General features: G+C 42.0%; 24 protein-coding genes. 16 read left to right on the top strand and 8 right to left on the bottom strand.

Going from position 1 to position 26398, the window contains the following annotated elements; all coding sequences use genetic code 11:
• Position 1 precedes the first annotated feature (1 nt).
• The 9 genes from DEF30_RS10190 to DEF30_RS10230 all read left to right on the top strand — a co-directional run bounded on the left by DEF30_RS10190 (position 2) and on the right by DEF30_RS10230 (position 10541).
• Positions 2-1702, top strand: a complete 1701-nt coding sequence (locus tag DEF30_RS10190) for a [Fe-Fe] hydrogenase large subunit C-terminal domain-containing protein (protein WP_294098951.1) — start codon at positions 2-4, stop codon at positions 1700-1702.
• A gap of 1 nt (position 1703) precedes the next feature.
• Positions 1704-2873: a SpoIIE family protein phosphatase gene (locus DEF30_RS10195; RefSeq protein ID WP_294098953.1), complete on the top strand. Its 1170-nt coding sequence runs from the start codon at positions 1704-1706 to the stop codon at positions 2871-2873.
• Positions 2874-3038: 165 nt separating this feature from the next.
• Positions 3039-3605, top strand: a complete 567-nt coding sequence (locus tag DEF30_RS10200) for a glycerol-3-phosphate responsive antiterminator (protein WP_294098956.1) — start codon at positions 3039-3041, stop codon at positions 3603-3605.
• 141 nt (positions 3606-3746) lie between these two features.
• On the top strand, positions 3747-5186 hold the full coding sequence (locus DEF30_RS10205) for an NAD(P)/FAD-dependent oxidoreductase (protein WP_294098958.1): 1440 nt from the start codon (positions 3747-3749) through the stop codon (positions 5184-5186).
• An 11-nt stretch (positions 5187-5197) separates the two neighbouring features.
• Positions 5198-6466: an NAD(P)/FAD-dependent oxidoreductase gene (locus tag DEF30_RS10210; protein WP_074910603.1), complete on the top strand. Its 1269-nt coding sequence runs from the start codon at positions 5198-5200 to the stop codon at positions 6464-6466.
• A 1-nt stretch (position 6467) separates the two neighbouring features.
• Positions 6468-6818 (top strand): DUF1667 domain-containing protein, encoded by a 351-nt coding sequence (locus tag DEF30_RS10215; protein WP_074910601.1) that lies wholly within the window; start codon positions 6468-6470, stop codon positions 6816-6818.
• Between the two features lie 122 nt (positions 6819-6940).
• Positions 6941-8404: an NAD(P)/FAD-dependent oxidoreductase gene (locus tag DEF30_RS10220; RefSeq protein WP_294098961.1), complete on the top strand. Its 1464-nt coding sequence runs from the start codon at positions 6941-6943 to the stop codon at positions 8402-8404.
• 2 nt (positions 8405-8406) lie between these two features.
• Positions 8407-8943, top strand: coding sequence for a DUF3867 family protein (locus DEF30_RS10225; protein WP_294098964.1), 537 nt, complete (start codon positions 8407-8409; stop codon positions 8941-8943).
• A 158-nt stretch (positions 8944-9101) separates the two neighbouring features.
• Positions 9102-10541 (top strand): MATE family efflux transporter, encoded by a 1440-nt coding sequence (locus DEF30_RS10230; RefSeq protein WP_294098966.1) that lies wholly within the window; start codon positions 9102-9104, stop codon positions 10539-10541.
• A 57-nt stretch (positions 10542-10598) separates the two neighbouring features.
• Here the strand turns inward: DEF30_RS10230 and glmS are convergent, their stop codons facing one another.
• Both glmS and DEF30_RS10240 read right to left on the bottom strand, forming a co-directional pair.
• Positions 10599-12425, bottom strand: coding sequence for a glutamine--fructose-6-phosphate transaminase (isomerizing) (glmS, locus tag DEF30_RS10235; RefSeq protein WP_294098969.1), 1827 nt, complete (start codon positions 12423-12425; stop codon positions 10599-10601).
• A gap of 404 nt (positions 12426-12829) precedes the next feature.
• Entirely contained in the window at positions 12830-13780 is a 951-nt protein-coding gene (locus DEF30_RS10240; protein WP_294098971.1) for a sugar-binding domain-containing protein, read from the bottom strand.
• 236 nt (positions 13781-14016) lie between these two features.
• Here DEF30_RS10240 and DEF30_RS10245 point away from each other — a divergent pair, with 236 nt between their 5' ends.
• Genes DEF30_RS10245 through rpiB form a run of 3 tightly spaced genes read left to right on the top strand, consistent with a single transcriptional unit; the run spans position 14017 to position 17074 of the window.
• The gene (locus DEF30_RS10245; protein WP_294098973.1) at positions 14017-15054 is read left to right on the top strand and encodes a glycerol-3-phosphate dehydrogenase; all 1038 of its coding nucleotides are present in this window, start codon (positions 14017-14019) and stop codon (positions 15052-15054) included.
• 36 nt (positions 15055-15090) lie between these two features.
• Positions 15091-16596: a xylulokinase gene (gene xylB / locus DEF30_RS10250; RefSeq protein WP_294098975.1), complete on the top strand. Its 1506-nt coding sequence runs from the start codon at positions 15091-15093 to the stop codon at positions 16594-16596.
• A 25-nt stretch (positions 16597-16621) separates the two neighbouring features.
• Complete coding sequence (gene rpiB, locus DEF30_RS10255; RefSeq protein ID WP_294098977.1) at positions 16622-17074, top strand: ribose 5-phosphate isomerase B; 453 nt, start codon at positions 16622-16624, stop codon at positions 17072-17074.
• 58 nt (positions 17075-17132) lie between these two features.
• On the opposite strand, the gene DEF30_RS10260 is transcribed toward rpiB, so the two are convergent.
• The 5 genes from DEF30_RS10260 to DEF30_RS10280 all read right to left on the bottom strand — a co-directional run bounded on the left by DEF30_RS10260 (position 17133) and on the right by DEF30_RS10280 (position 21093).
• The gene (locus tag DEF30_RS10260; RefSeq protein ID WP_294098978.1) at positions 17133-17390 is read right to left on the bottom strand and encodes a CDGSH iron-sulfur domain-containing protein; all 258 of its coding nucleotides are present in this window, start codon (positions 17388-17390) and stop codon (positions 17133-17135) included.
• A 102-nt stretch (positions 17391-17492) separates the two neighbouring features.
• Positions 17493-17765: an acylphosphatase gene (locus DEF30_RS10265; RefSeq protein WP_294098980.1), complete on the bottom strand. Its 273-nt coding sequence runs from the start codon at positions 17763-17765 to the stop codon at positions 17493-17495.
• 11 nt (positions 17766-17776) lie between these two features.
• Positions 17777-18703, bottom strand: coding sequence for a hypothetical protein (locus DEF30_RS10270; RefSeq protein ID WP_294098982.1), 927 nt, complete (start codon positions 18701-18703; stop codon positions 17777-17779).
• An 82-nt stretch (positions 18704-18785) separates the two neighbouring features.
• The gene (locus tag DEF30_RS10275) at positions 18786-20393 is read right to left on the bottom strand and encodes a HAMP domain-containing sensor histidine kinase (protein WP_294098984.1); all 1608 of its coding nucleotides are present in this window, start codon (positions 20391-20393) and stop codon (positions 18786-18788) included.
• Positions 20394-20397: 4 nt separating this feature from the next.
• A complete protein-coding gene (locus tag DEF30_RS10280) occupies positions 20398-21093 on the bottom strand; it encodes a response regulator transcription factor (protein ID WP_074910567.1) in 696 nt (231 codons plus the stop codon).
• A gap of 314 nt (positions 21094-21407) precedes the next feature.
• Between DEF30_RS10280 and DEF30_RS10285 the strand changes: the two genes are divergently transcribed.
• Positions 21408-24320, top strand: coding sequence for a penicillin-binding transpeptidase domain-containing protein (locus tag DEF30_RS10285; RefSeq protein ID WP_294098990.1), 2913 nt, complete (start codon positions 21408-21410; stop codon positions 24318-24320).
• Positions 24321-24348: 28 nt separating this feature from the next.
• Here the strand turns inward: DEF30_RS10285 and DEF30_RS10290 are convergent, their stop codons facing one another.
• Entirely contained in the window at positions 24349-24810 is a 462-nt protein-coding gene (locus DEF30_RS10290; protein ID WP_294098993.1) for an FMN-binding protein, read from the bottom strand.
• Positions 24811-25001: 191 nt separating this feature from the next.
• On the opposite strand from DEF30_RS10290, the gene DEF30_RS10295 reads away from it, so the two are divergent.
• From DEF30_RS10295 to DEF30_RS10305, 3 genes are all read left to right on the top strand, one after another.
• Positions 25002-25415 (top strand): NusG domain II-containing protein, encoded by a 414-nt coding sequence (locus DEF30_RS10295; protein WP_074910558.1) that lies wholly within the window; start codon positions 25002-25004, stop codon positions 25413-25415.
• Positions 25408-25962, top strand: a complete 555-nt coding sequence (locus DEF30_RS10300) for a Gx transporter family protein (protein ID WP_294098999.1) — start codon at positions 25408-25410, stop codon at positions 25960-25962. The genes DEF30_RS10295 and DEF30_RS10300 overlap by 8 nt, the downstream gene beginning before the upstream one ends.
• Before the next feature lie 194 nt (positions 25963-26156).
• The gene (locus DEF30_RS10305) at positions 26157-26393 is read left to right on the top strand and encodes a Veg family protein (protein ID WP_031573341.1); all 237 of its coding nucleotides are present in this window, start codon (positions 26157-26159) and stop codon (positions 26391-26393) included.
• Positions 26394-26398: the final 5 nt, after the last annotated feature.

A 26398-nucleotide genomic window follows, 5' to 3' on the forward strand; every position in this document is an offset into this window, starting at 1 on the left:
GATGCAGCTGATTAATTTTACAGAAGCCAATTGCAAAAACTGTTATAAGTGCGTTCGGGCCTGCCCTGTGAAAGCCATCAGGTTTCAGGACCACCAGGCCATTATTGATGAGGAGAGATGCATTGCCTGCGGGCAATGTTTTCTTGCGTGTCCCCAAAATGCCAGAGACATTCAAAGCGATTTGGATGTGGTGATGGATGCGCGAAAATCAGGAAAAAGAATGGTGGCGCTCATTGCTCCATCCTTTACTGGGTTCTTTGAGAATCCAGGAGGGGTTGTGGAGGGATTAAGAAGATTTGGATTTCAGGAAATTGCTGAAGTATCACTGGGAGCCCAGGAGGTAACTGAAAAATATAGAGAATTTGTTGCGGAGATGAAACCCAAGTATGCCATTTCCAGCTGCTGTCCTACGGTGAATCTTCTCATCAGACGATATTATAAAGGGGTTGCGAAGTATCTTCTGCCATCAGTCTCACCCATGATGGCCACAGCAAAAGCACTGAAGAACAAGGAACCTGACTCATTCACTGTGTTTATCAGCCCTTGTCTCAGCAAGAAATGCGAACCATTCATGTTTGGGCAGGAAGGATATGTGGATGCCGTTCTGACCATGGATGAGATGCTGTCCTTATTTCAAGAGGATCATCTGCAGGTGGAAAGTCTTCCGTACTCTTCTCCGGATTATTATGGCTCAACAAATGCAAGAAGCTATCCTGTAAAGGGGGCTATTGGAGAAGGGTTCCACGAAACCCTTTCATCCCATGGATATGATGTTCTTCACGTGGAAGGAATCCTGCAGGTGAGAGAGGTGCTTGAGGAGATTGAAAAAGGTGCTCTTGACCCATCGTTTCTTGAACTCAATGCCTGTCATGAATCCTGTATTTCGGGTCCATGTGTGCCAAAGAAATCCTGGAGTACGTATAAAAGAAAACAGCTTGTAAAAAAACACGCAAAGGAAGGATGGAATGAGGAACCTCAAGTGTTGACTTTTGAGGGCTGCGATCTTCACTATACCTATAAAGAGAATCTGTTCCAGAAAAAAAAGTTCACTGAAGATGAGATCACTAGAACATTAGCCAGGATGGGAAAAACAAAGAAAAAAGATGAGCTGGACTGCAGCGCCTGCGGTTATGACAGCTGCAGAGAGAAAGCGGCAGCAGTTCTTGAAGGTATGTCTGATGTGGAAATGTGTATGCCGTTTATGCGTACAAGAGCAGAGCACATGAATGATATCATCTTTTACAACTCTCCGAATATCATTTTTATACTGGATGAGGATTTGTGCATCTGTCAGATGAATCCTTCTGCTGAAAAGACATTCGAGGAAAAATCAGAACATTTACGGTATATGCCCATTTCTGTGCTGCTTCCGGATGAAGGAATCAGAAGGGTTATGGATACCGGAAAGCATGCACTTAATAAACGGATCAGCTATCGGGAGCATAATCTTGTGGTGATGCAAAGTGTGATTCATCTTCCGAAAGACAATCAGCTGCTCATCATCATGTCAGATATCACAGAAGAAGAGAGACGAAGAAAAGAACTGAATCTGATGAAAGAGCAGACTGTGGAGATTACAGGAAAAGTCATTGAGAAACAGATGAGAGTAGCACATGAGATTGCCAGTCTTCTCGGAGAAACCACAGCGGAGACAAAGATTGCACTCAACCGTCTCAAAGAACTTGTGATGGAGGACAGATGAGATGGAGTATTTTATTGATACCGTCGCATTATCAGTGAACAAACATGGAGAAGAGCTATGTGGCGACCAGATTGAGATTGCTGATACAAAGGATGGTAAAATCCTTGTGCTCTCCGATGGTCTTGGAAGCGGTGTGAAAGCCAATATACTTGCAACACTCACATCAAAGATTGCAGTAACCATGCTGAAGGAAAATGCCACCCTGGAGGATACCATTGAAACCATCATGAAGACATTGCCCCTATGTTCTGTACGCAAACTTTCCTATTCAACCTTCAGTATTGTGAAAGCGTCAAAGGATGGCACAGTGAATATTTTTGAATTTGATAATCCATCTTATTTCTATCTGGACAATGGTGCTTTATGTGAAGTGCCAAAGATCAGAAGAGAGATACATGGAAAAATTGTATTTGAGTCTTCGCTGAAGATGAAGCTGGGCGATCAGCTGATACTGGTATCCGATGGCGTCATCCATGCAGGAGTGGGGAAACTTCTGAATTTCGGATGGCAATGGAAGGATGTGTCTGCTTTTATAGAAGATACGATGCGGACCTCAGGTACTACATCCCTGAGTCATGAGATCATGAGCTACACAAATATACTGTATGACTGCATGCCTGGAGACGATGCCAGCGTAGCAGCGCTCACCTATAAAGAAAAGAAAACTCTTCATCTTTTTACGGGTCCGCCAAAGAATCCCACGGATGATAAATTTCTTGCAGAAGCTTTTATGGAAGCAAGAGGGATCAAGGTCATTTCTGGTGGCACAACAGCAAAAATCATTGCGGATAAAACTGGAAATGAGCTGAGAGTGAAGCTTGATGACCTGAGGAAGGACCTTCCGCCAACTGCTGTGATGGAGGGAGCGGATCTCATAACAGAAGGGATTCTGACCATGAGCAGAGTGGTTGATTTGCTGAAAGGATACAGAGATGGGAAAAAAAGCACAGAAATCTTGCAAGAGCTTTTTGAGGACCACGGAGCGTCTGAACTGTCAAAACTGATTCTGAATGAAGCCAGTGAGGTGGTGATATGGCTGGGAACGGCTGTGAATCCCGCACATCAGTCAGAAGGGTTTGTATTCAATTATCAGAAGAAAGTTGAGATTGTGCATGAACTAAAGATGGTTCTGCTGGAGATGGGGAAAGAAGTGTTACTGTATACCATATGATGAAAAAACATCTGTGTTCACCCGCAGATTTTATAACCTTTTGAGATTTTTTGCGTGATTTCTTATGGTATTGGTAAAAAAACATGAAGTTTTTAACATTGTATTGGTTTACAACTGGGATAGAATATGTATAATGAAATGTGACCATAAAAAAGGAGGTAGGGTATGAAAGAAGAATTCTATACCGCCTTGGAAGATTTCCCTGTGGTTACCGCTGTGAAGGATTTTAACGGTTTGGAAATGGCTTTAGAGACAGAGAATAAAGTTGTCTTTGTGCTCTTTGGAAATATCACTGATATTTCTATGATTGTAAAGAAAATCAAAGCGAAGAACAAAATCGCCATTGTACATGTGGACCTCATCGAGGGGCTTGGCAGCAAAGAGATTGCAGCGAAGTTTATCAAGTACAATACTTTGGCAGATGGAATCATCAGTACCAAGGCCAACATCATCAGTGCGGCAAAAGATCTGGGCCTAATTACCGTCCAGAGATTCTTCCTCATCGATTCCCTTTCACTGAAGAATGTCATAAAGTACATCGAAGCAGGACATGCGGATACTTATGAAGTTCTTCCCGGGGGGATGTACAAAATTATCACCATGCTTTCCAATATTTCCAGTGTTCCTCTCATTGCAGGGGGACTCATCTCCGACAAGGAAGATGTGATTTCAGCGCTTTCTGCTGGAGCCACCGCCATATCTTCCACAGACACGACCATCTGGACATTGTAAATGTCAAGGTTTACAACGATTCGGTAACGTGTTAAAATTAACTTAAGTTCATATTGTGCTAAGAGTGTAAGAGTAAGCAAAAAGTGCCTGTTTTGACAGGTTCTGTTGTGTTGCTCTTTTTTTGTGTTAGGAGGGAAAAATATGTTTGATGTAGCAATTATTGGTGCGGGTATTGTTGGCGCATCGGTTGCAAGAGAGTTATCCAGGTATAACCTCAATGTGTGTTTGATTGAAAAAGAAAATGATGTTTCTGAAGGGGCTACCAAAGCAAACAGTGCGATTGTACATGCTGGCTATGATCCTGAGAATGGTACAGCTATGGCGAGACTGAATGTGCGGGGATGCCATCTCACTGAAGTCTATGCCAAGGAACTGGATGTTCCATATAAGAAGATTGGATCTTTAGTGGTGGCTTTCTCACAGGAAGAGATGGAGACCATCGAAGAGCTTTTTGAGAGAGGAAACAAGAATGGTGTTCCTGATCAAAGAATCATCCACCGGGAAGAACTCCTGAAGATGGAGCCCAACATCGGAGATGAAGCGGTAGGGGCTCTGCATTCTCCAAGTGCGGGTATTGTAGGACCTTGGGAGTTCTGTATTGCGCTGACAGAAAATGCTGTGGTAAATGGTGTAAAGCTTTATCTCAACACTGAAGTGGTGGATATCAAAAAAGAGAACGGAACGTTTACGATTTTCACAGGAAATCCTGAACTCGAGCCAATTCAGACAAAGTATATCGTCAATGCAGCGGGTATCTACAGTGACGTTATTTTAGGAATGGTTGGAGAAAGAGAATTTAAGATCAAGCCTCGTAAGGGCCAGTATTTTGTGCTGGACAAGAGCCAGGGACCACTTGCCAATCATGTCATTTTCCAGTGTCCATCCGCACTTGGAAAGGGTGTTCTAGTGACACCTTCTGTTCATGGCAACCTGATTGTCGGACCAGATGCTGAAGATAATGTGGAGAGAGATGATACCACCACCACCAAAGAAAGAATGGAGTTTATCAGAGATGCTGCTGCAAAATCGATCAAGGGAATTAATTATAGGGAAAGTATTCGAAACTTTGCAGGCTTAAGAGCACAATCTGACCGTTCGGACTTTATCATTGAAGAGTCCAAGTCAGTGAAAGGTCTCATCAACCTTGCGGGGATCAAATCTCCAGGACTTACTTCTGCACCAGCCATTGCAGAAGATGCAAGAGATCTGCTTGAAAAAGCAGGACTGACATTAACGAAAAAAGACAACTTTAATCCAACAAGAAGACAGACCCATTTCATGAGCCTTTCTCCTGAGGAAAAAGCAGCAAAGATCAAAGAGGATCCAAGATTTGGAAGAATCATCTGCCGCTGTGAAAACATCACCGAAGGTGAAATTGTGGAAGCCATCAAGAGACCTGTGGGAGCACTTTCCCTGGATGGTGTGAAGAGAAGAGTCAGACCTGGTATGGGTAGATGCCAAGGTGGATTCTGCGGACCAAGAGTTCTTGAAATCATTGCTAGAGAGAAAAATGTTCCTCTGGAAGAAGTGATGCAGGATACCAATGGATCCTATATTCTGATCGGCGAAACAAAGAAGTAGGGGTGAATGAGATGATATATGATTTAATCGTAATTGGTGGAGGTCCTGCGGGTCTTTCCGCTGCATATGAAGCGTACAACAATGGAATCGAAAATATTCTGATTCTGGAGAGAGACAAGGAACTTGGCGGTATACTCAACCAGTGTATCCATAATGGATTCGGTGTGCATTCTTTTAAAGAAGAGCTCACTGGACCAGAGTATGCACAAAGATATGTTGAGATGCTGCAGTCAACAAAAGTATCCACCAAACTGGATACCATGGTACTGTCCATTGAAAATGATGGTGACATCAAAAAAGTGGAAGCCATCAACATGGAAGAAGGTTATCTCAGTCTTGAAACAAGAGCAATCATCTTGTCCATGGGCTGCCGTGAAAGAACAAGAGGGGCAATCCAGATTCCAGGAGCTAGACCTTCCGGTGTGTTTACCGCAGGTACTGCACAGAGATATGTCAACATGGAAGGCTACATGGTAGGAAAGAAAGTCGTGATCTTAGGATCCGGTGACATTGGTCTGATCATGGCAAGACGTATGACGTTGGAAGGGGCTAAAGTAGAAGCGTGTGTGGAACTAATGCCATACTCCAACGGACTGAACAGAAACATTGTGCAGTGTCTGGATGACTATAACATTCCACTGCTTCTTGCACATACCATTACAGATATTGTGGGTAAACACAGATTGGAAGCGGTTGTGATTCAGAAAGTGGATGAAAACAGAAATCCGATACCTGGCACAGAGCAGACCATCGAATGTGATACACTGCTTCTGTCTGTTGGTCTCATTCCGGAAAATGAAATTACAAAGAATGCGGGAATCGCATTAGATCCTAGAACATCAGGACCTATTGTCAATGAAGCTATGGAGACCAATGTGAAAGGTATATTTGCGTGTGGTAACGTTGTTCACGTTCATGACCTGGTGGATTTCGTTAGTGAAGAAGGTAAAAAAGCTGGACTCAGCGCTTCAAGATTTATCAAGAATGAGCTGCTGGAAGGACAGGCGGTTACTGAAATTAAGAATGGTCAGAGAGTGAACTATACAGTGCCTCAGAAGATCAGACTGGAGAACATTCTGGATGGTCAGGAAATTATGTTCAGAGTATCCAATGTGTTCAAAAATGTGAACATTACTGTGCGCAATCAGGAAGGTGAGCTCATCAAGAAGCTTCGAAGACCTGTGGTTGCACCTGGAGAAATGGAAAAGATCAAGCTGAAGAGAGAAGAAATTGAAAAAGCAAATGGACTTCTTACCATAGCTTTGGAAGAGGTGATGTAAGATGAGAGAAATGATTTGTATTGTATGTCCTAAAGGATGCAGACTGAGTGTGGATCAGAAACCAGATGGTGAAATCATCGTCATGGGAAATGGTTGCAATCGCGGGATTCCGTATGCTCAGAAAGAACTGACAAATCCCACAAGAGTAATCACATCTACTGTGAAAATTCATGGTGGAATTCATAAGAGACTTCCAGTCAAAACCTCCATGGATATCCCTAAGGGACTGAATTTCAAAGTCATGGAAGAACTTGCTAAAGTTGAAGTGACTTCTCCAATCAAGGTAGGCACAGTAATCATTGAAAATATTCTTGGTACTGGTGCTAATATTGTTGCGACAAGAGATATGTAAGAAAATGTGGGCTTCGGCCCACATTTTTTGTACAAAAAATATCAGACAATTGATATTTTTGTTATAATCAATGTAATAAGTAAATGTTTACATGTAAGTGAGAAGGAAGGTAGGGATAAGTCATGTATGATGTAATAATTATTGGTGCAGGTATCGTAGGTACCACCATCGCAAGAGAACTGTCAAAATCAAAGGCTAAAGTGCTGATACTTGAAAAAGGTATTGATGTGTCCATGGGAGCAACCAAGGCAAACAGCGCTATTGTACATGGTGGTTTTGCAGAAAAACACGAGGCGTTGAAAGGAAGACTGTGCTACAAAGGAAGAGTGCAGTTTAAAAGATTGGATGAGGAGCTGAACTTTGGATTCAAAGAAACAGGTTCCCTCGTAATTTCCATGGAGGACGATAAGGAGCCCCTGGAGAAACTCATGGCAAATGGTATTAAAAATGGACTGGACGATCTGGAAATCATTGGACCCGATCGGATCAGAGAGCTGGAACCAGAACTGACCTATGATGTGAAATGGGCACTGTACTGTAAAGGTGCAGGAATCTGCTCTCCCTATGAAATGGCCATCGCCATGGCAGAGAATGCCATAAAAAATGGTGTGACACTTAAGCTTGAGCATCAAGTGACTGGCATTGAGAAAGACGGAGATGTGTTCAAAGTTTCCACAGATAGAGAAGAGTTCCAAGGTAGATATGTGGTGAATGCTGCAGGTGTATATGCGGATGAAATATCTAAAATGGTTGGTGTGAATAATTTCGAGATTCTGCCAAGATCAGGAGAGTATATCCTTTTCACCCGAGGCACTGGAGACCCTATCAACACAGTGATATTCCAGCTGCCCACGAAGTATGGAAAAGGTGTTCTAGTGGCATCCACCTATTATGGTAATCTGCTCATTGGCCCTGATGCATCAGATGAAGGTGGAAAAGATGATACATCAACTCATATTGAACGGGTTGCTAAAATCTACCAGCAGACAAAGGCGCTGTATGGAAAGATCAATTCAAAGCAGTTCATCAGAAGCTTCACTGGAATTCGTGCAAGAAGTTCAACGGATGATTTTATCATTGAAGAAACAGAAGTGAAAGGATTCATCAATGTGGCCGGTATTCAGTCTCCAGGGCTGACCTCATCACCAGCCATTGCAGAAATGGTTATAGGAATTCTTAAGGATGCAGGATTAGAATGGGAAGACAATAATGATTTTGACCCCTACAGAAAGCCTATTGTGACCAAAAAACCACTGCAGCCCTTAAAGGATATAAAAGAGTTCATTGAGCTTCCTCTAGGGTCAAAGGACAGGATTGTATGCAGATGTGAACAGGTAAGAGAAGATGAAATTGTGGATGCGCTCCACCGTGGAATCAGAGTTAAAACAGTAGACGGAGTAAAAAGAAGAACAAGAGCGGGCATGGGTTGGTGCCAAGGGGAGTTCTGCAAACCAAGGGTCATTGAGATTATGGAACGAGAGTATGGCGAGAAGATAGATCCAGGTTTTGACATTGAGCATAGTGGTGTGAACCGGGTGCAGAAATCTGATCTTCTGGATTATCTGAAGAGCCTCGAGGAGGAATAAATTTGAGTGATGTCATTGATTTCAATGAACTGAAGAATAAAGTGCGGGATAAGGATATCGATGATTTTGAAAACTATATTTTTACGCTGTACAGCAAGATGGGACAGGGAACAGAGAGCATAGCCTCCATAAACCGTGCTGTGATGGAATATATGCAAAAGAACAATATCTCCATGGAGAAGTTTATGGAGATTCAGAATAAGCTTATGGAGCGTTACGGTGTATCCATGGCGGATGTGGAGAGTCAGTATAATCTCACCAATAACCCGGAATATGAAAAATATCGAAAACAGTTGGGGTTCATGGAGAAGTACAAAGGGAAAATAAGAGATTTCAAAGGGTTTTCCTATGAAATCAGAAATGACCGGAATCAGGTGTCTATATATCTCGATGGGACGACAGTCATCTTAACTTCTGCCGCAAGGGTAGACCTTTCGGATAATGAACTCAATGAGTTTCTGGTTTCTTACAAGAAATTGTTGGAGGACCAGAAACTTAAGATAAAAATCAGTGAACAGTATACAGAATACGATTATTAAAGACTTTTTAAGCCAGAAGCTGATCTTCTGGCTTTTTACATTGGAATCTGTTGCACATCCTCTCTGTTTTGTATTGTTGAACTCAAAGATTACTGAATGCCTGTGCTATAATGATTCATGTGTTCACATAATATGAGATGAAATTAGAGGATTAGCAGATGAATGATGAAAAACAGAGTCAAGATATTGATATAGATGATAAGTGGAACCCTGAAGAGCGGACAAGAAAGAGTTGGGACCAGCTGATTAAAAATCCAATACGGCAGGATGTGCTGAAACTGGCATGGCCGATTCTAATTGAACTTCTATTAGGTTCACTTTTCGGCATGATTGATATGATGATGCTCGGATGGATTGCGGACAAGGCTTTGTCCGCAGCTTCAGTAGCTGCTGTTGGAATCACGAATCAGCCTATGTTTATTGGCCTTTCTTTAGCCCAGGCACTAAATGTCGGGGGAACGGCGATGATTGCAAGATATGTAGGAGCGAAGCAGCCGTATAAAGTGGATTCTGTTTTGAAGCATGTGATCCTTCTGAATATCTTTGTCTTAGCAATCCCGCTTGCGACTTTTGGTCTTGTCTTTACTGAGGAGATCATGAGGTTCATGGGGGCTGAAGCGGACACCATATCCGCTGGGAGCACCTATTTCAAGGTCATCATGATAGGCTATCTATTTCAGAGCTTCAATATGTCCATTACTGCAGCACTGCGTGGAATTGGAGAAACCAAAGCACCTATGAGAATTAATCTTAGAGTCAATTTCCTGAATGTCATAGGAAATGCGGTACTCATCTATGGTCTTCTTTTCTTCCCGGCATTAGGAGTCACTGGAGCAGGTGTCTCCACTGCGTTCTCTCATGTGGTGGCTAGTGTGCTGATGGTTCGGTTTGTCACGAGAAAGGACAGCCCACTGAAACTTGATCTTCAGAAAAAATTCAAATACAACAAAATTGTGATCCAGAATCTCATCAAGGTAGGAGTACCGGCATCCTTGGAGTCCTTAGCGCTAAGAATCGGCGTCATGATGTTTGTAAGGATTGTTGCAAGTTTAGGAACCGTTGTTTATGCATCGCACCAAATTGCATTGAGCATTCTTGGGCTTTCGTTTCAACCAGGTCAAGCTTTCGGGATAGCAGCATCTTCCATGGTAGGAAGATCGCTTGGGGCGCAGAATCTGAAGAAAGCAGAGCTTTATGCGAAAGAGACAAGAAAGATCGGTTCCATCATTTCTACGGGGATGGCGCTGCTGTTCTTCTTTTTCGGACCTCAGATTGTCAGTCTGTATACAACGGATCCTGTGATCATTGACAATGCATCCATGGCACTGAAGATTATAGCCCTTGTACAGCCTTTTCAGTCCTCACAGCTGATTCTAGCGGGTGCATTAAGAGGAGCCGGAGATACATTCTGGCCACTGGTTGCTACTTTTATCGGTGTATTCGGATTCCGGGTGGTCGTTGCTTATTTTCTCGTTAAGGTATTAGGACTGGGACTGATGGGAGCTTGGATTGCTGTACTGATTGATCAGCTGATCCGATGGGTTTTTGTCTACGGAAGATTCCGAACCAATAAATGGAAGTATATCAGAATCCGATAACGATACATGAATAAAAGCCATCTGCAGAAGCAGATGGCTTTGTTGCGGTTGAATATATTACTCTACGGTAACCGATTTTGCAAGATTTCTTGGCTTGTCCACATCCAGCCCCTTATACAAGGCAACATAATAGGCTAAAAGCTGAAGTGGGACTACTGCAAGAATTGGAGCAATGAGGTCCATGGTATTTGGGATGATGATCACTTCATCTGAGAAGTGCTCCACATCGTGATTGTCTTCGAAGGTGATGGCCATAACCTTTGCACCACGGGAGACTACTTCTTTTATGTTGCTCTGCATTTTTTCAAGAAGATCTCTTTGCGTAAGGCTGGCGATGACCGTGATGTCATCTTCGATGAGGGCAATGGAACCATGTTTCAGTTCACCACCAGGATAGGCTTCAGAATGAATGTAAGAAAGCTCCTTTAATTTCAGGGATGCTTCTACAGCAATCTGATAATCAAGACCTCTACCTAAGAAGAATACATCCTTTTCGGTGTGAATCTTATCTGCGAAGTGTTCGATTCGCTTTGTGTCCGCTAGGATAGAAGCTACTTTTTCAGGTAAGGTCAAGAGCTCTTTTTTCAAATCTTCCAGATAAGACTCTTGCTGTGTGCCTAGAAGCTCGGCAAAGTATATGCCAATGCTATAAATCGCTACCAGCATCGTCAGATAAGCTTTGGTGGAAGCAACCCCGATCTCAGGACCAGCCCAGGTATAGAATACATCATCTGCCTCACGCGCAATAGAGCTTCCGACTACGTTTGTAATGGCGATGACTCTTGCACCAAACTTTTGTGCTTCTCTGGATACAGCCAAAGTATCAGCGGTTTCACCGGACTGGCTGATGACAATCACAAGTGTTTTTGCATCGATGATTGGATTTCTGTATCTGAATTCTGACGCCACATCTACTTCCACTGGGATTCTAGCGAGGTTTTCAATGGCTACTTTACCAATAAGTCCTGCATTATAAGCGGTTCCACAAGCAATGATATAGATTCTGGAGTAGTCTTCCAGCATTTCCTTCGTGATATGGATGTCATCTAGCTTTATCTTCTTGCCTGGAACAATTCTTCCGGTCATGGTATCTTTTAGAGCTTTCGGCTGCTCGTAGATCTCCTTGATGGTGAAATGTGCATAGCCGCCTTTTTCTGCGGACTCTGCGCTCCAGGTGATTTCAGTGATTTCTCTTTCGATTTGCTCTCCGTCCTGATTGAAGAACTGTAAGCTGTCTCTGCATAACTCTGCAAATTCTCCATCGTTAAGATATACAAAGGATTTTGTATAATTCAGCACTGCAGGTACATCAGAGGCGATAAAAAATTCTTTGTCGCCAACACCCACAACAAGTGGAGAATCTTTTCTGGTTGCTACAATTTTATTTGGCTCATTGAGGGCCATGACTCCAAGAGCATAGCTTCCTTTAAGATCTGCAGCAGCTTTTTTCACAGCTTCCAGCAGATTTCCGCTGTAGTAGTAATCTACTAAATTTGGAATCACTTCTGTGTCTGTGTCAGAGTAGAAGATGTAGCCTAATCCCTGAAGCCTTTCCTTAACTTCCATATAGTTTTCAATAATACCATTGTGCACAACAGAAATCTTGCCATTATTGCTGTTGTGAGGATGGGAGTTCTTGTCCAGAGGAGCACCGTGGGTAGCCCATCGTGTGTGGCCAATTCCCATATGACCCTGAACTTTTTCTTCCTGGAGCTTCTCTTCTAGATTTTTAAGTCTTCCAGCAGCTTTTTTGACTGTAAGTTCTCCATTATGAAGCACTGAGATTCCAGCGGAGTCATATCCTCTGTACTCCAGTCTTGAAAGTCCACTGATGAGAACCTCCGACGCATCCTTGTTTCCTACATAACCGACAATTCCACACATAAAAAAACACCTCTCTAAATATTTTTAGACAGGCTTAATACACCCTGACAGCCTTGTCCCAAAAATCACTTTTTGGATTTCTCTGTCAGATATCGGTAGTGTCTACCGCGAAGCATCCGCCGAAAATTCGATAACTTCGTCCTCGTCAACCTATATCGCTATAGGTTCTGGCGCTATTTCATAGATATGAAATTTCAATATTCATTAAGCCTTCCTTAGGTATTATATCTTAGATTTAACAATTTTACCACATGAAATTTTCAAATACTTATAGAAGAGATGTGAAACTTATCATGAAATTCTTATGTTTTTTTCGAAACATGAGCTTTCAGACTGATATTTTCAGTTCTTTTTACGATTTCGGTAAAGAGATGAAAAACAGGTTGCTTACGCAACCTGCAGCACTATCCCTGATACTGTTTTAGGATTTCTTCAGCAGTCGGGGCATCTATGTATAAACTATCGGCAAGACCACCCTTCAATGCTGCAATAATGACCTCTGTTTTTTCCTTTCCTACAGCAATAAGCATCTTGTTGGGAATCTTTTTTATGACGGACAGAGGAGTAGCAATAACACGGCTGTCCAGTTTTTCGTCCAGCACATTTCCTGATTTGTCGATAAAGTGTGAGCAGCAGTCACCAATTCCACCCATTTCGCGGATTTCACGATAGCTGTCCTCGTTGATAACACCCATTTCATACAGTACAGAAGGTCTTTCTAAGTTTCCAACAGAGAAAATGGCAGTGTGACAGCGATCGGCCATGTCAAGAATCTCTTTGATCTGCCCATCCTGCTTAATGGCATCAGCGATAAAACTCTGATCCACCATGGCGGGAGCAGGAATCTGATAACCTGTTCCATTGACACAGTCCACAAAATTTTTCAAAATATCAAGAGCACCGGACTCATAAACAGCTCTCGAAAAACCTCCACTGAGCTGAATGACGGAAACTCCTTTCAAGCGGAGCGAGGGGAGTTGCTTAGCGAGAACCGCAAGAGTGTGGCCCCAGTGTACTCCTAAAATGGAGTCGTTTTTCAGGAAGCGGGGTAGATCTTCAGCAAGAGCGCCACATACATCCTGAAGAAGAACCTGTCTGTTGCCCACCAGATCAGGAACAATGACAGCACGCCTTAGTGGGAATTTTTCAGTCAGTTCTTTTTCTAGTTCGCTATAAGACAATACAGATTCTTTTACGCGGACCTCAATCAGTCCAATGTCCATAGCATTTTTTAATAGTCTGCTGACAGAGGATTTACTAATACCTTCCTTTTCAGCGATTTCCACCTGCCCCATGTTCAGTTCATAGTACATTTTTGAGATACGTAATATTTGGCTGATTTTCGTTGTATCCATACTTCCTCCATGTGATAACTGATAATTTCAAAATATCGATAATTCTTGTTTCTGTCAAGGTTTTCAGCGTCATTACCAGTTCGAGGGAATTATTTCAGTGCATTTGGGAGAAATCTCGCAATTACTGCAGAGAGATTTTCATGATTTGGGAAAATTCCCAGATACCTATTGATTTTTCCCATAACGAGGATTATGATGAGAGAAATAAAAGAAGTAAACGTTTTTGGAGGTAGAACATGAGTGTTGTAACTTTGATTGGATCTGGACAGATGGCTTCAGCTCTTACATTTCCATTGATAGAGAATGGACATGAGGTCCGGCTGGTGGGTAGCCCACTGGATGGAGAGATCATAGATCGCTTACGGCAGGACAGATATCATATAAATCTGAAAAGAACTCTGCATGATGGAATCAGATATTATAAGATAGAGGATCTGAATGAATCATTGAAAGATACCGATTTGGTAGTATGCGGAGTTTCCAGCTTCGGAGTAGACTGGTTTGCAGACGAAATCCTTCCCGTTCTGAATGAAGACATCCCGGTTTTATCCGTGACAAAAGGGATGCTCAATGAAGAAGATGGCAGCCTTGTCACTTATCCAGAGTACTGGGAACGAAAACTTCAGACAGGCAGTAAATTGGGGATTTACGCCATTGGGGGGCCATGTACAGCCAGAGACTTGTCAGACCATGATCAGTCTTTTGTGGGATTCTGTGGAAGAAATTTGGAGAAACTCAAATGGATCAGATCTTTGTTTGAGACGGATTACTATGTAATCAGTCTGACAGAGGATGTGGTTGGACTTGAATCAGCAGTGGCTTTGAAAAATGGATATGCTTTAGGCACTGCCTTGGCGATCGGAATGGCTGAAAAACTTGGAGATGATGGTGTAGACCATAATAATTCCGAAGCGGCACTATTTCAGCAAAGTGTCAAAGAAATGATGGAGCTTCTCAAGATTGTGGGGGGAAGACCGGAAAATATCATGTTTGCTGCAGGAGATCTCAACGTTACTGTGGCAGCGGGAAGAAGCAGAACTGTGGGACTTCTTCTTGGAAAAGGATATCCCATTGAAGCTGTTATGGAAGAGCTGAAAGGGCAGACCTTGGAGGCTGTTGTTATTGCAACAAGAACAGCAGAAGCAGTAAAAGCACTGGCTAAGAGAGGAATCGTGAGCTTAGAGGATTATCCGCTTTTAATGCACGTGGATGGTCTACTCAATCATGGAGAAAAGCTGAATATTCCATGGAAGAAATTCCAGAAAATCATGTAATCATAAACATCAAATAAATAAAAAGGGGTAATGAACATGAATTATTTTTTAGGATTGGACTTGGGGACTGGAAGCTTGAAAACGGTACTTTTTGATGTGAATGGGAAGGAGGTTGCTGTCTCCGAAATGGAGTATCCTTTGTATCAGCCACATAATGGGTGGTCTGAACAGGATCCTGAAGATTGGTACCAGGCATCTATAGAGACCATAAGAAATGTCATGAAGAAAAGTGGCGTGCCTGCAGAATCTGTGAAAGGCCTGGGTATCTCTGGGCAGATGATGGGTGCTGTCATGATGGATCAGAATGGAAAAGTGCTGAGAAGAGCAATCTTGTGGAACGACGGAAGAACATCAGAAGCATGTGAACATGTGAGAGAGATCGTTGGGGACGATCTGTTTATGAAATACTCCCTTACACCTGCTAGACCAGGCCTTACAGCTGCAAAGATTCAGTGGGTGAAGGATAATGAGCCTGATCTTTACAAAAAAGTTGCCCACATCCATCTTCCAAAAGACTACTTGAGATACCGTCTGACAGGAGAATATGCAACTGAGGTATCTGATGCTTCTGCAATGCAGCTTCTGGATATTCCCAACAGAAAATGGGCAACAGAAATTCTGGAGAAAATGGATCTTACAGAGGAGATGCTTGGAAAAGTATACGAATCCCATGAAATTACAGGATACATCCTGCCTGAAGTCGCTGAAGCTTCAGGCCTCACCACAGCCTGTGCGGTTGTTGGTGGTGCCAGTGATAATGCGGCCGCGGGGGTGGGAACTGGAATTGTTTCTCCAGGTCGAGCGATGACAACTATTGGCACTTCTGGCACTGTATTTGCTTATTCAGAAAAACCGCTTCTGGATCCCCATAAGTCTGTATATACTTTCTGCATGCCGATTCCAGGTGCGTGGCATTATATGGGCAGTGTAAATTCTGCTGGGGGGTCATTGAAATGGTGGAGAAACAACTTTTATCCAGAAGACCTGGAGTATGAAGCCATCAACAAGGATGCAGTTTCTTCGGCTATTGGCGCAAACAGACTGGTTTATCTTCCTTATCTAAACGGCGAGCAGTCTCCGCATTTCAATCTGACCTGCAGAGGTTCTTTTGTTGGACTGGCAGCAATACACACGAAAGCCGACATGACCCGTGCGGTGATGGAAGGTGTTACCTATGCGCTGAAGGATATTATGTCTGGCATCAGAAATACCGGGGTTGAAGTGGATCATGTGCATATGTGCGGCGGAGGATCTAAGAGTGAATTCTGGAGACAGCTTCTTGCAGATGTGTATGATCTCCCTGTATCACTCCCAGCCATGAAGTCTGAAAATAGTGCGGCACTTGGTGTAGCCATCCTCGCTATGGTAGGATGCGGATCATACGACAGTGTCGTGGATGCCTGCAATAAAATCATCAAAATGCGTGATGAGATCTATGCACCGGTTGAAGAGAATGTCGTTGCATACGAGAGTGTATATCATGAGTTTGATGCACTGTATCCAAAGCTGAAAGATAATTTTAAATCCATACTGTCACTATAAGATAAGAGAAAGGAACGAAAGAAGAATGAGAATAGCAATCGGTTGTGACGAAGCAGCGTATGATCTGAAGAATATCATAATTAAGCATTTAGAGGCGAAGGGCATCGAGGTGAAGGACTTTGGATCCCTCAAAGATGAATCGGTACTTTACCCTGATGTTGCCTATAGCGTAGCCAGTGAAGTCGCTGAGGGGGCATTTGAAAGAGGAGTTCTCCTATGTGGTACTGGAATTGGCATGGCCATCACAGCCAATAAAGTGCCTGGGATACGAGCAGCTGTATGCCATGACCCCTATTCAACAGAAAGATCAAGAAAGAGCAACAACTGCCAAATCATGACCATGGGAGCCCGGGTGGTGGCTCCTGAACTGGCCACCTATCTTTTGGATATTTGGCTGGAATCTGATTTTTCCGGTGGAGGATCCCAAGCAAAAGTGGATCGGATTACTGAACTTGAAAATCTGAAATCTAAAAAATAATCATTGAAACTAAAAAAGAAACTCTTCCCCGCTGGGAGAGTTTCTTTTTTAGTTTCTGCTACGGTATTATTTGGTCCGCTGTAAGATGTGAACCATCGCAGTAGGGAGGAGTTTTCGTCTGCTTGCAGTTGCAGAGTGCCTTTTTACCGCTTTCCTCCACTGTGAATAATAGCGGAATAATATCTGTTGTGCCCTTGTGGCTGCCATCACAGAAAGGCTGTGATGCGCTTTTTCCGCAAGCACACCAATAGCGTGTTTCTCCAGCATTCATATCTATCAGAATCGGTCCGCTGCTGGCTTTTTGTGGTTGATCCATATTGCACCTCTTTTTCAAATTATTCTGATAGCAGTATATCAAATAAATGACTATATAAAAAGAAGTATCCACAATTTTAGAGGTGAATACTTCTTTTTGAAATCAGCCAACAATTTTAAAGGACTGCTCTTCTGGAACCACGGGCAGCTCTTTCAGTGTGTAATCTTCAATTTTGAGAAAGCCGTTGCCTTTCATCATCAGAGCGAAAAAGCGCTGAAAAGACTCAGGGTCACCTTGGATTTCGCATTCGACATAGCCATTTGTCATATTCCGTACTTTTCCTGTCATCTTGAGTCGCGTTGCGGTTTCATACGTGAAGAAGCGGAATCCGACACCTTGAACACGGCCTTGAAATATGATGAGATATCGCTTCATATAATCACCTGCTATTTTTTTGATGGTTCATTTGTTCTCTCTTCTGTTAGGGTTGAACCGGTACGTTCTTGCAGCGGTTTACTGCTGTTCTTAGGCTGAGGGGTATGCTCTGAAGGTTTTTCAGAGACGGGATTTGCGATGTGCTTCACTTTCTTTGTCAAACCTTGTAGTGGATTCAATCCAGATTTTTTTTCGAGTTTTGCCCGGTGTTTTGAAACGGTATAAATATAGTCCAGATAAATTGCACCTACCACTTTTGCATCCTTGACAAGGTCTCCACCAAGATTATAAAAACCAAGATATTTCTGAAGATGAGAGATGGGCTTGTTTGTGATTCCATACAGATCTTTACTCATTTTCATTGCATCGATGAAAGAGATATGAACCTCTTTATCCAGTTTGATGTTCAGATATGTATGTGTAAAGGGCTGGTTGTAGATGATAATGGGCAGGCTGTCAGCATATCTTAGAAATCTTCCTATGGCTTCGTTTAACGGGATGACATATTTGTTCAATAGAGGGTCTTCGGGTTTCAGTGGAATATAAAGAGAGTCAATCATCTTGCTCTTCTTATAACGAACCGCCTGAAGTGAAGTGACAGTATCGTTATAGGGGTCCTCATCTTTTCTTGAAAGATGAAAAGCGATGAATTCTTCATAAAGAGGATATGCTTCGAAATCTTCAATGATTTCGCCTTTATGATTAAAAAGCGCATCTTCCATGATTACCTGTTTATACTGAAGTCTGTCAGGTGAATAAATAAAATCTTTCAGCACATAGAACAGGGAAATCATAAAACCTACCAGGATGTAGATCATTCCGTAAAATATTTCGTCTTTCTGATACTTGTTGTTAAAATATAAAAATACAAGGAGTAACAATAGAAAAATGTAAGCATAGATAAATTTTCTATTGAAGACCTTTTTGAGTATATCCATATAGTTCCTCCATCTGACATTGCATTATCGTTCTTTAATATTATAGTATGAAATCTGCGAAATATATAGTGGGTATCTTCACTCAGCTGGTTTGAATAACTGGCAGCTGCACTATGATGCTGATCCGCTGATCTGTGACCTTCTTTGCGTAGATTCTGCCTTGATGAAGATGCACGATACTCTCTGAGATGGCAAGACCCAAACCACTTCCACCTGTTTCGCTGGATCTGCTTTTTTCTAATCTATAAAAACGCTCAAACATTTTTTCTATTTCCTCATCTGTGATATGATCAATGGTATTCTCAAAGGTTAGAGTTGAAAAACCGTTGGCGTCAGCACCTTCCACTGTGATCAGAATGGGGTCGTTTGTGTAAGCGTACTTGATTGCGTTGGAAATCAGGTTTTCAAAGAGCCTGACGAGCTGAGGGACATCAGCTTGCAGCACAACGTCTTTGGACTTTGCGATTTTATGAATCTGGATTCCACGTTCTTCTGCGATTGGAATCATCTCCTCAATGAGCTGATCCAGTAGATCCACCACGTTCACCGGAGAGAAGACGGATTTATTGTCAGGGCTTTGTAGTTTTGTATACTCAAACAGTTCACTGATCAGTTCTTTCAGGCGTTCCGATTTGGAATATGCAATATCAATATATTCATTTTTCTGTTCGGAACTTATTTTTTCTGATTTTGCGAGTCCGAGATAACCGATGATCGAGGTGAGAGGAGTCCGCAAGTCATGGGAGACGTTAGTAATCAGTTCTTGCTTCGTCTTTTCCAGATTTCTTTCTTCTTCGATACGTTCGTCAATGTCCTGAGCCATGAGATTGATACTCTTAGCCAGATGAGTCAGTTCGTCGTTTCCTTTTACTGGAGCTTTATGTTTTAAGTTCCCAGTGGAGATGATTCGGACGGTATTGGAGAGCTCCTGAATATAATCCATCTTATTTTTAGTGAGGATCAGAAACCCAGAAATAAAGAAAAAGAATCCCACAAAGATGGAGAGGGAAGTATTGTAGGAATAGTAAGGCGTTGTCTGAATATCAGCGATGGGTGTATCTTTGATGATGAGGTAGATGTCACGCTTCAGGAAGTTCATTGGATACACAAAAATAAGCTCACCGGCGCTGTCTTCATCAATTTGGCCATCTTTGTAAAAGTCGATGTCGTAGGCTGATTTTATGACGGAAAAAATATCCACTCGAGCTTCTGTGACATTATCGGTTTTAAACAGAATCTCTCCCTGTAAATCCGTAACCATGAGCTTCAGGGTGCTTGTCCTTGAAAAATCCCTGATGAGATTTTGCATGGCGTGCTCCAGATTGAACTGTTTGGCATCCGGATTGTTTTCAGAAGGATATCTTGCATTGTTCCGCATTTCTTCCGTGATTTCCTCTTCTTCCTTATATCGCAGATCATTCAGCATGCGTTCAGCGATATCATTGGCAGAAGCAGAGATATCCTGCATTCCCTGTTCATAGGAAATAAACTGGTTGAGTGTTACTTTTCTTGTCATATTGAATGTGATATTGTACGCAAGAAAAGCCAGAACTAAACAGAATGCCACTGCAAAGATCAGTTCAAGCTGGATGTTGCTGCTGATTTTAGCGCGTATGAAGTTATCCATTCTCAAAAAGAAACGGTCTATTCGGCTTTCTTTTTGGAGGGCTTTCTTTGTCCGTGACTTCATGAACTTATTTTTCAACTTTGTATCCTACTCCCCAAACGGTTTTAATATATCTTGGGTTTCTAGGGTCGTCTTCAATCTTTTCGCGAAGTTTTCTGATGTGAACCATCACGGTGTTTTCAGATTCCAGAAACTCCTCTTTCCATACATTCTCATATATTTTTTCTACAGAAAGAACTATGCCTGTATTTCTTGTCATATACTCAAGCATATCGAACTCAGTTTTGGTGAGCTTGATAGACTCACTACCTTTTTTGACTTCTCTTGTGTTGATATTGATGGTAATGTCATCCAAAGTCAGCACACTGTCATTTCTAGGCTTATCTGCATTTAATGTATAATATCTTCTCAGCTGGGACTTCACTCGTGCGATGAGTTCCAGTGGGTTAAAGGGCTTTGTGAGATAATCATCTGCACCTGAAGTAAGGCCAAGAATTTTATCCATATCCTGGCTTTTTGCGGAAAGCATGATCACCGGCATGTTTTTTGTCTTTCGAAGCTCCATACATGCTTGAATACCATCTTTCTTCGGCATCATGATATCGAGAATAATGAGATCCACATGATGCTTCTCGACGGTTTCCAAGGCTTCCACGCCATTGCTGGCTTTGATTGTTTCGTATCCTTCATTGCTGAGATAAATTTCAATGAGATCTCTGATTTCTTTTTCATCATCTACAATAAGTATTGTCTGTTTTTCCATTGGTACCTCCATTGGCTGACCGGTTCAGTCACCGGAATCTTAGCTATCAGTTCTATTGTATGTTCAACACCTTAAAATGAAGAAGGATAAACCTTAAAAGTTGGTGAAGGTGTTGACTATAAGGAATACTTTCAAGAACATTATACTATAAAATCAATACAGCAAATAGAAATCATTCTTTGTTTTTCACAAGGGATTAATGTCTTCTTAAGAACTTTCAGGTATACTATTCTGTGTGATTTATTGTGAGTTAGAAAATGAGAAATGGATTGGGATCCGGATGGGATCCTTCAAATAAAAACTAAGGTGAGCATATGAATAATAAAAAGAAAAAGAAATTCAATAGATATACTGGGCTTTTGGTCATCATGGTTATGATATTCTCCTTGCTGATCAATGAGATGGTGACTCTTCAAATGATACATGGAGAAGAGTACTCTGCCAGGGCCAATGTGGAGTTTATCAAAAACATAGATTATGCAGCACCAAGAGGGGAAATTCTGGATGCGGATGGCAGGGTGCTTGCCACGTCACTGAAAAGCTATAATCTGATTTATGTAGATACTACTGAATCCAGAAAAGTGCTGTATCAGACCATTGATGAGGTCCGTGCACTCCTGAAGAGCAGTGGAGAAGAAATCAATGATACGTTCAGTCTGAAGACAGATCCCTTCAGGTTTGAGTTTGGATCTGAGGATTCTGACTTTATCAGAGGATCTGAGCTGAGATGGAAGAAAGATCGTGGAATCAACGATTATCTATTTAGAACAGTTTTGAGTAAAGAAACGGGGAAAAACAAAATATCAGAACTCAATGAGAAGGAGACAGATCAGCTGGATGAACTGATTTTGGCCTTTTCTCCAGAGGATACCTATTACTACCTGATAGAGTTCTATAAGATGTATGAAGCGCTCACACCAACGGCTGAGGAAAAAAAGCTGTATGAAAAGATGTCGGGACGTGAAATACACGAAGAACTTCTGAAAAAGTTCGACTGGGAAACCATCAGAACCTACCTGGTGATCAGAGACAGCATCAGGATGGAAAGTTATCAGGGGTCTAAAGCGGTTACACTTATGAGCAATATGAAAGAGGAGACGGCGTTCACTTTTTTTCAGCAGTTGAGCAAGCTCCCTGGTATTGATGTGGAGACGAATCCCATTAGGTTATACCCTTATCAGACTACCGCAGCACACATCATCGGATATCTTAATCCTATTCCTGCAGGTTCTCAGAACTACTATATGGAAAAAGGCTATGATATTTCCAAAGACTACATAGGTGTTTCTGGGATTGAATCCGCATATGAAGACTGGCTTCGTGGCAGTAAAGGGGTAAAAACCGTTGAAGTGGACAAGAATGGAAGAACCATCAGTGAACTGTTCGAGCTCGAGACCTATCCGGGAAACAATGTTCAGCTCACCTTGGATGCGAATCTTCAGAATACTGCAGAGAAGGTTCTGAGTGATCTGATTTATGAGTACTCTCAAGTGAATACAGTGCATAGAGTTGCCGGATATACACAGAATTCCACCAATGCCACAAGAGGCGCCATTGTTGTAATGGAGGCAGATACTGGAAATATTCTGGCAATGGCAAGTAATCCAAGTTTTGATCCAAATCTTTTCGCTGTTCCAGGCAGGCTGACTAGTGAAATGTATCAGGAGTTCTTTACTCCTGATTATAGAGCCTATGCAGAAGAGCTGATCCGTAAAATGAATCTGAGAACCACTGTGAATGAAAAAACCAATGAAACAAGGCCTGCGGTGCCGGAGGATCTTTTTCGGTTCAATACGGATGGTACAGTGACAGACTTTAATGACATCTACGCAAAACCATTCTTTAACTACGCGACCCAGGGGCTTGTGCCTTCAGCCTCCACATTTAAGGTTATAACAGGACTTGCTGCGCTGGAGGAAGGAATTCTGACTCCAAATACTATCATTCGTGATAATGGTGCCTATACCAATGACCAGGTAGGAAACCCCATCACCAATGATGGTGGAGGAGCTTACGGAAATATCAATCTGGCAAAAGCTCTGGCTAAATCATCCAATGTCTTCTTTGCTGATGTGGGATATAGGCTATATAAAGCAAAAGGACTCAATGCCATTGCTGAGTGGGCTTGGAAACTTGGAATGGGTCACGATCCACAAGAGAAGTCCCATAGCACCACGGGAATAGAAATCAATGAGAATATATCAGGTAATGTATACAACCACTATTCTAAAGTGGAGATTACAAAGAGGCTCTTTATGTTTGATGTTGTCGCATTCTTGAATGCGGGAAAAGCCAGAAACACCTCCCGTAGTTTTACACCGATTGATATCGGGATAAATCGTGCGGATGAGGAAAAGAAAGCGCTTGGTAAGGAGAAGATTAAACAAGCGGTTAGAGATGCTTTTGATATTTCCATCGACGATGCAAACAAGTATGTCAGACAGGACTATGCAGAGGTAGTACAGAATCTTCGGGAAGCTTTTGAAGAGTATATTGCAATACTTCCTGAAGAGGAAGCAACGGGACTGGAGTCCTCCAAGTTTTATGCAGAGCAGATTGCAGCTAAGATAGTCTATGATCAAACGACAGAGATCATAAGCCCTCGAAATGTTCTTAACTCTTCCATTGGACAAGGTGACAACCAGACTTCACTGCTCCAGATTGCCAATGCTCTTGCCACCATAGTCAATGGTGGAACGCGGTATAAAACCAACCTGGTTCAGAGAATCACTGATACAGAAGGGAATGTCATACAGGAAAATGAACCAGTGGTACTGGAAGAAACGGGTATTAAAGAATCCACGGTGAAAGCTCTACTTGATGGGCTCAGAGCTTCCACGCTGCCCGGTGGAGGTAGTTACAGCACATTTAAAGATTTTCCTATTGCAACTGGAGGGAAAACAGGTACAGCAACGTTTAAAGCCAATCAGGCGGAAGTTGGACGAGATGCATTCGGATTATATACGGCTGTCGCGCCCGTTGATGATCCAGAAATCGTCGTGGCAGTTGTGATTTATGATGTGACAAGAGGTGCATTTGTTGTGCCAGCGGCTTTGGCTGTTTTTGAAGAGTATTTCGAGGAACAGCTGAAAACAGAGTATCCTGACTATGTCCGAAAGTATGATTATGAGCTGCCGGAACCTATTACATCTTATGAGAATCTAAGTGATGTAGATGGTGCTGAAACAGATATACAATCAGATGAGGCGAATGAAAGTAAACCGTAAAAAAAGTAAGCACAGTTTTGTGCTTACTTTACTCATTTTGAGAAACTGTAATAGGGGATGTATCGCCTTTTCTTGCTGCTTCTATGGCGAGCTTTGCAAATTTTTTGAAGTCCTTTGTGGAAGCAGTGGCACCAGACACCGCTTCTATCTGATCCGGATCCTGATGGGTTAAAAGACTGTCCACCAACTGCCGAATATACAGTTCTGGCTTAGTTCCTGTGATGGAATACATTGCTTCTGCATAGGAGGAGTCTTCGGATTTCAATTTGCCGCCGTTTGTAGAGGATCCGATATAATCATACTCCACATTCTCGATTTTCTGGTCTTTCACGTATAATACAAGATAGGCCTTCCATCCAGTGGAATCAAAATCATCAAAGATAACGGAATATGAACCGTTCTGCAAAGGAGAAAGAGGTTCTGAAGCGCATGAGGACAAAAATAGTGTAATAAAAGCCAATACAGTGATAGAGAATATTGATTTTTTCAAACAGATCCCTCCATATAATTGGATTCTTTCTTTATCATACCTGAATTTTAAATTTTATGCAATTTGTTTTATGGTGTTATGAGCTGTTCACTGAATGTGACTTTTTTATCAAAGTTAACCTGATTTCATTCACAGGAGAACTGATATCTGATATAATATATTTTTGGGATACAGTGCAAGGGGGCGTTACGATGAAAGTGAAAAAATGGGATGTGATCATCATTGGAATATTTGTGCTTGCTTCATTTATTCCAGCGTTGATATTTACTCTGAATACAAGATCTGCATCAGATGGGTACTATGTGGAAATCAAAGTTCAGGGAGAATTCTATGAAAGGGTTCAGCTGACAGGGCATACAGGAAGAGATGAAATTCGCATTGAAACTGATTTGGGTGTCAATATTGTGGAGATTATTGATGAGAAAGTCGGTATGTATGAAGCGGACTGTCCTGACAAAGTGTGTTATTCACCAGAATATATTTCCAGACCTGGTGAGACCATTGTCTGTCTGCCGAATCGAATTGTAATTGAAGTAAAGGGAGAAAAACCACAAGAGGATGATGAGGACATCATCACTGGGTTTAAAAGTGACAACCATGACTAAGACAACCAAAATGATTTTCATTTCACTTATTGTTGCACAAGCTCTGGTGCTTCACGTGATAGAGGGGATGATTCCCCTGCCTATAGGCATCCCCGGAGCCAAGCTTGGCCTGGCAAATATTTTCACCATCATCTCTCTGTACATTCTGGGATTCAAGTCCACAGTTCTTGTAGTGGGATTAAGAGTTGTTCTTGCAACGATGTTTGGTGGAACACTGTCTTCATTTCTATACATTATCAGTGGAGGGTTTTTAAGCCTTCTGGCCATGGCTGCGGTGAAGAATATATTTAGAGAAAAGGTTACTATCATCGGTGTCAGCGGCGCAGGAGCGGTTAGTCACAATATTGGGCAGCTTGTAGTGGCTTCGATGATTGTCAACAACTGGTCTGTGATGATGTATCTCCCAGTTCTGACGTTCATTGGTATCGGGACTGGAATCTTTATTGGGATTGCAGCGAATTTTATTATCTATCACATGTCAAAGATTACTGCAGTGAAGAAAATCAGTCAGTTGAAAGACTGGGAAATCTTCAGGAAAGAGTCCTAGAATAGGTGGTCGGTTGTGCTGAAGGTGCAATCGGCTTTTTTATTTCTTCAGACAATATGTAAAGGTAATATGAACTAAAAGAAAACTTTGCATGAACTATTGACAATGATTATGTCAGGTGCTAATATAAAAAGTTATGGATTTGACATTTGAATAAATTTTCTGTATAATCATATATGGAAGTAGGTGGTTATATGGAATATTTAAAAAATATTACCGACATTCGCAAAGAAATTGAAAAGAATGTAGGACGCGATGTAAAACTGAAAGCCAATGTGGGAAGGCGGAAAATGTATGAGAGTACTGGGACCATTGAGCAGGTTTATCCAAGTATTTTCGTGGTCCGGTTAGACAATGAGTCTAAGGGATGCGTTTCATTCAGTTATTCTGATGTGCTCACAAAAACTGTGACTCTGTCATACAAAAATTAGTATGT

This window comes from Proteiniclasticum sp. (assembly GCF_003514505.1).
Taxonomy (GTDB): Bacteria; Bacillota; Clostridia; order Clostridiales; family Clostridiaceae; genus Proteiniclasticum.

Coding starts and splice junctions, on each gene's coding strand:
- DEF30_RS10190 (WP_294098951.1), top strand. CDS start 2: ATGCAGCTGATTAATTTTACAGAAGCCAATTGCAAAAACTGTTATAAG.
- DEF30_RS10195 (WP_294098953.1), top strand. CDS start 1,704: ATGGAGTATTTTATTGATACCGTCGCATTATCAGTGAACAAACATGGA.
- DEF30_RS10200 (WP_294098956.1), top strand. CDS start 3,039: ATGAAAGAAGAATTCTATACCGCCTTGGAAGATTTCCCTGTGGTTACC.
- DEF30_RS10205 (WP_294098958.1), top strand. CDS start 3,747: ATGTTTGATGTAGCAATTATTGGTGCGGGTATTGTTGGCGCATCGGTT.
- DEF30_RS10210 (WP_074910603.1), top strand. CDS start 5,198: ATGATATATGATTTAATCGTAATTGGTGGAGGTCCTGCGGGTCTTTCC.
- DEF30_RS10215 (WP_074910601.1), top strand. CDS start 6,468: ATGAGAGAAATGATTTGTATTGTATGTCCTAAAGGATGCAGACTGAGT.
- DEF30_RS10220 (WP_294098961.1), top strand. CDS start 6,941: ATGTATGATGTAATAATTATTGGTGCAGGTATCGTAGGTACCACCATC.
- DEF30_RS10230 (WP_294098966.1), top strand. CDS start 9,102: ATGAATGATGAAAAACAGAGTCAAGATATTGATATAGATGATAAGTGG.
- glmS (WP_294098969.1), bottom strand. CDS start 12,425: ATGTGTGGAATTGTCGGTTATGTAGGAAACAAGGATGCGTCGGAGGTT.
- DEF30_RS10240 (WP_294098971.1), bottom strand. CDS start 13,780: ATGGATACAACGAAAATCAGCCAAATATTACGTATCTCAAAAATGTAC.
- DEF30_RS10245 (WP_294098973.1), top strand. CDS start 14,017: ATGAGTGTTGTAACTTTGATTGGATCTGGACAGATGGCTTCAGCTCTT.
- xylB (WP_294098975.1), top strand. CDS start 15,091: ATGAATTATTTTTTAGGATTGGACTTGGGGACTGGAAGCTTGAAAACG.
- rpiB (WP_294098977.1), top strand. CDS start 16,622: ATGAGAATAGCAATCGGTTGTGACGAAGCAGCGTATGATCTGAAGAAT.
- DEF30_RS10260 (WP_294098978.1), bottom strand. CDS start 17,390: ATGGATCAACCACAAAAAGCCAGCAGCGGACCGATTCTGATAGATATG.
- DEF30_RS10265 (WP_294098980.1), bottom strand. CDS start 17,765: ATGAAGCGATATCTCATCATATTTCAAGGCCGTGTTCAAGGTGTCGGA.
- DEF30_RS10270 (WP_294098982.1), bottom strand. CDS start 18,703: ATGGATATACTCAAAAAGGTCTTCAATAGAAAATTTATCTATGCTTAC.
- DEF30_RS10275 (WP_294098984.1), bottom strand. CDS start 20,393: ATGAAGTCACGGACAAAGAAAGCCCTCCAAAAAGAAAGCCGAATAGAC.
- DEF30_RS10280 (WP_074910567.1), bottom strand. CDS start 21,093: ATGGAAAAACAGACAATACTTATTGTAGATGATGAAAAAGAAATCAGA.
- DEF30_RS10285 (WP_294098990.1), top strand. CDS start 21,408: ATGAATAATAAAAAGAAAAAGAAATTCAATAGATATACTGGGCTTTTG.
- DEF30_RS10295 (WP_074910558.1), top strand. CDS start 25,002: ATGAAAGTGAAAAAATGGGATGTGATCATCATTGGAATATTTGTGCTT.
- DEF30_RS10300 (WP_294098999.1), top strand. CDS start 25,408: ATGACTAAGACAACCAAAATGATTTTCATTTCACTTATTGTTGCACAA.
- DEF30_RS10305 (WP_031573341.1), top strand. CDS start 26,157: ATGGAATATTTAAAAAATATTACCGACATTCGCAAAGAAATTGAAAAG.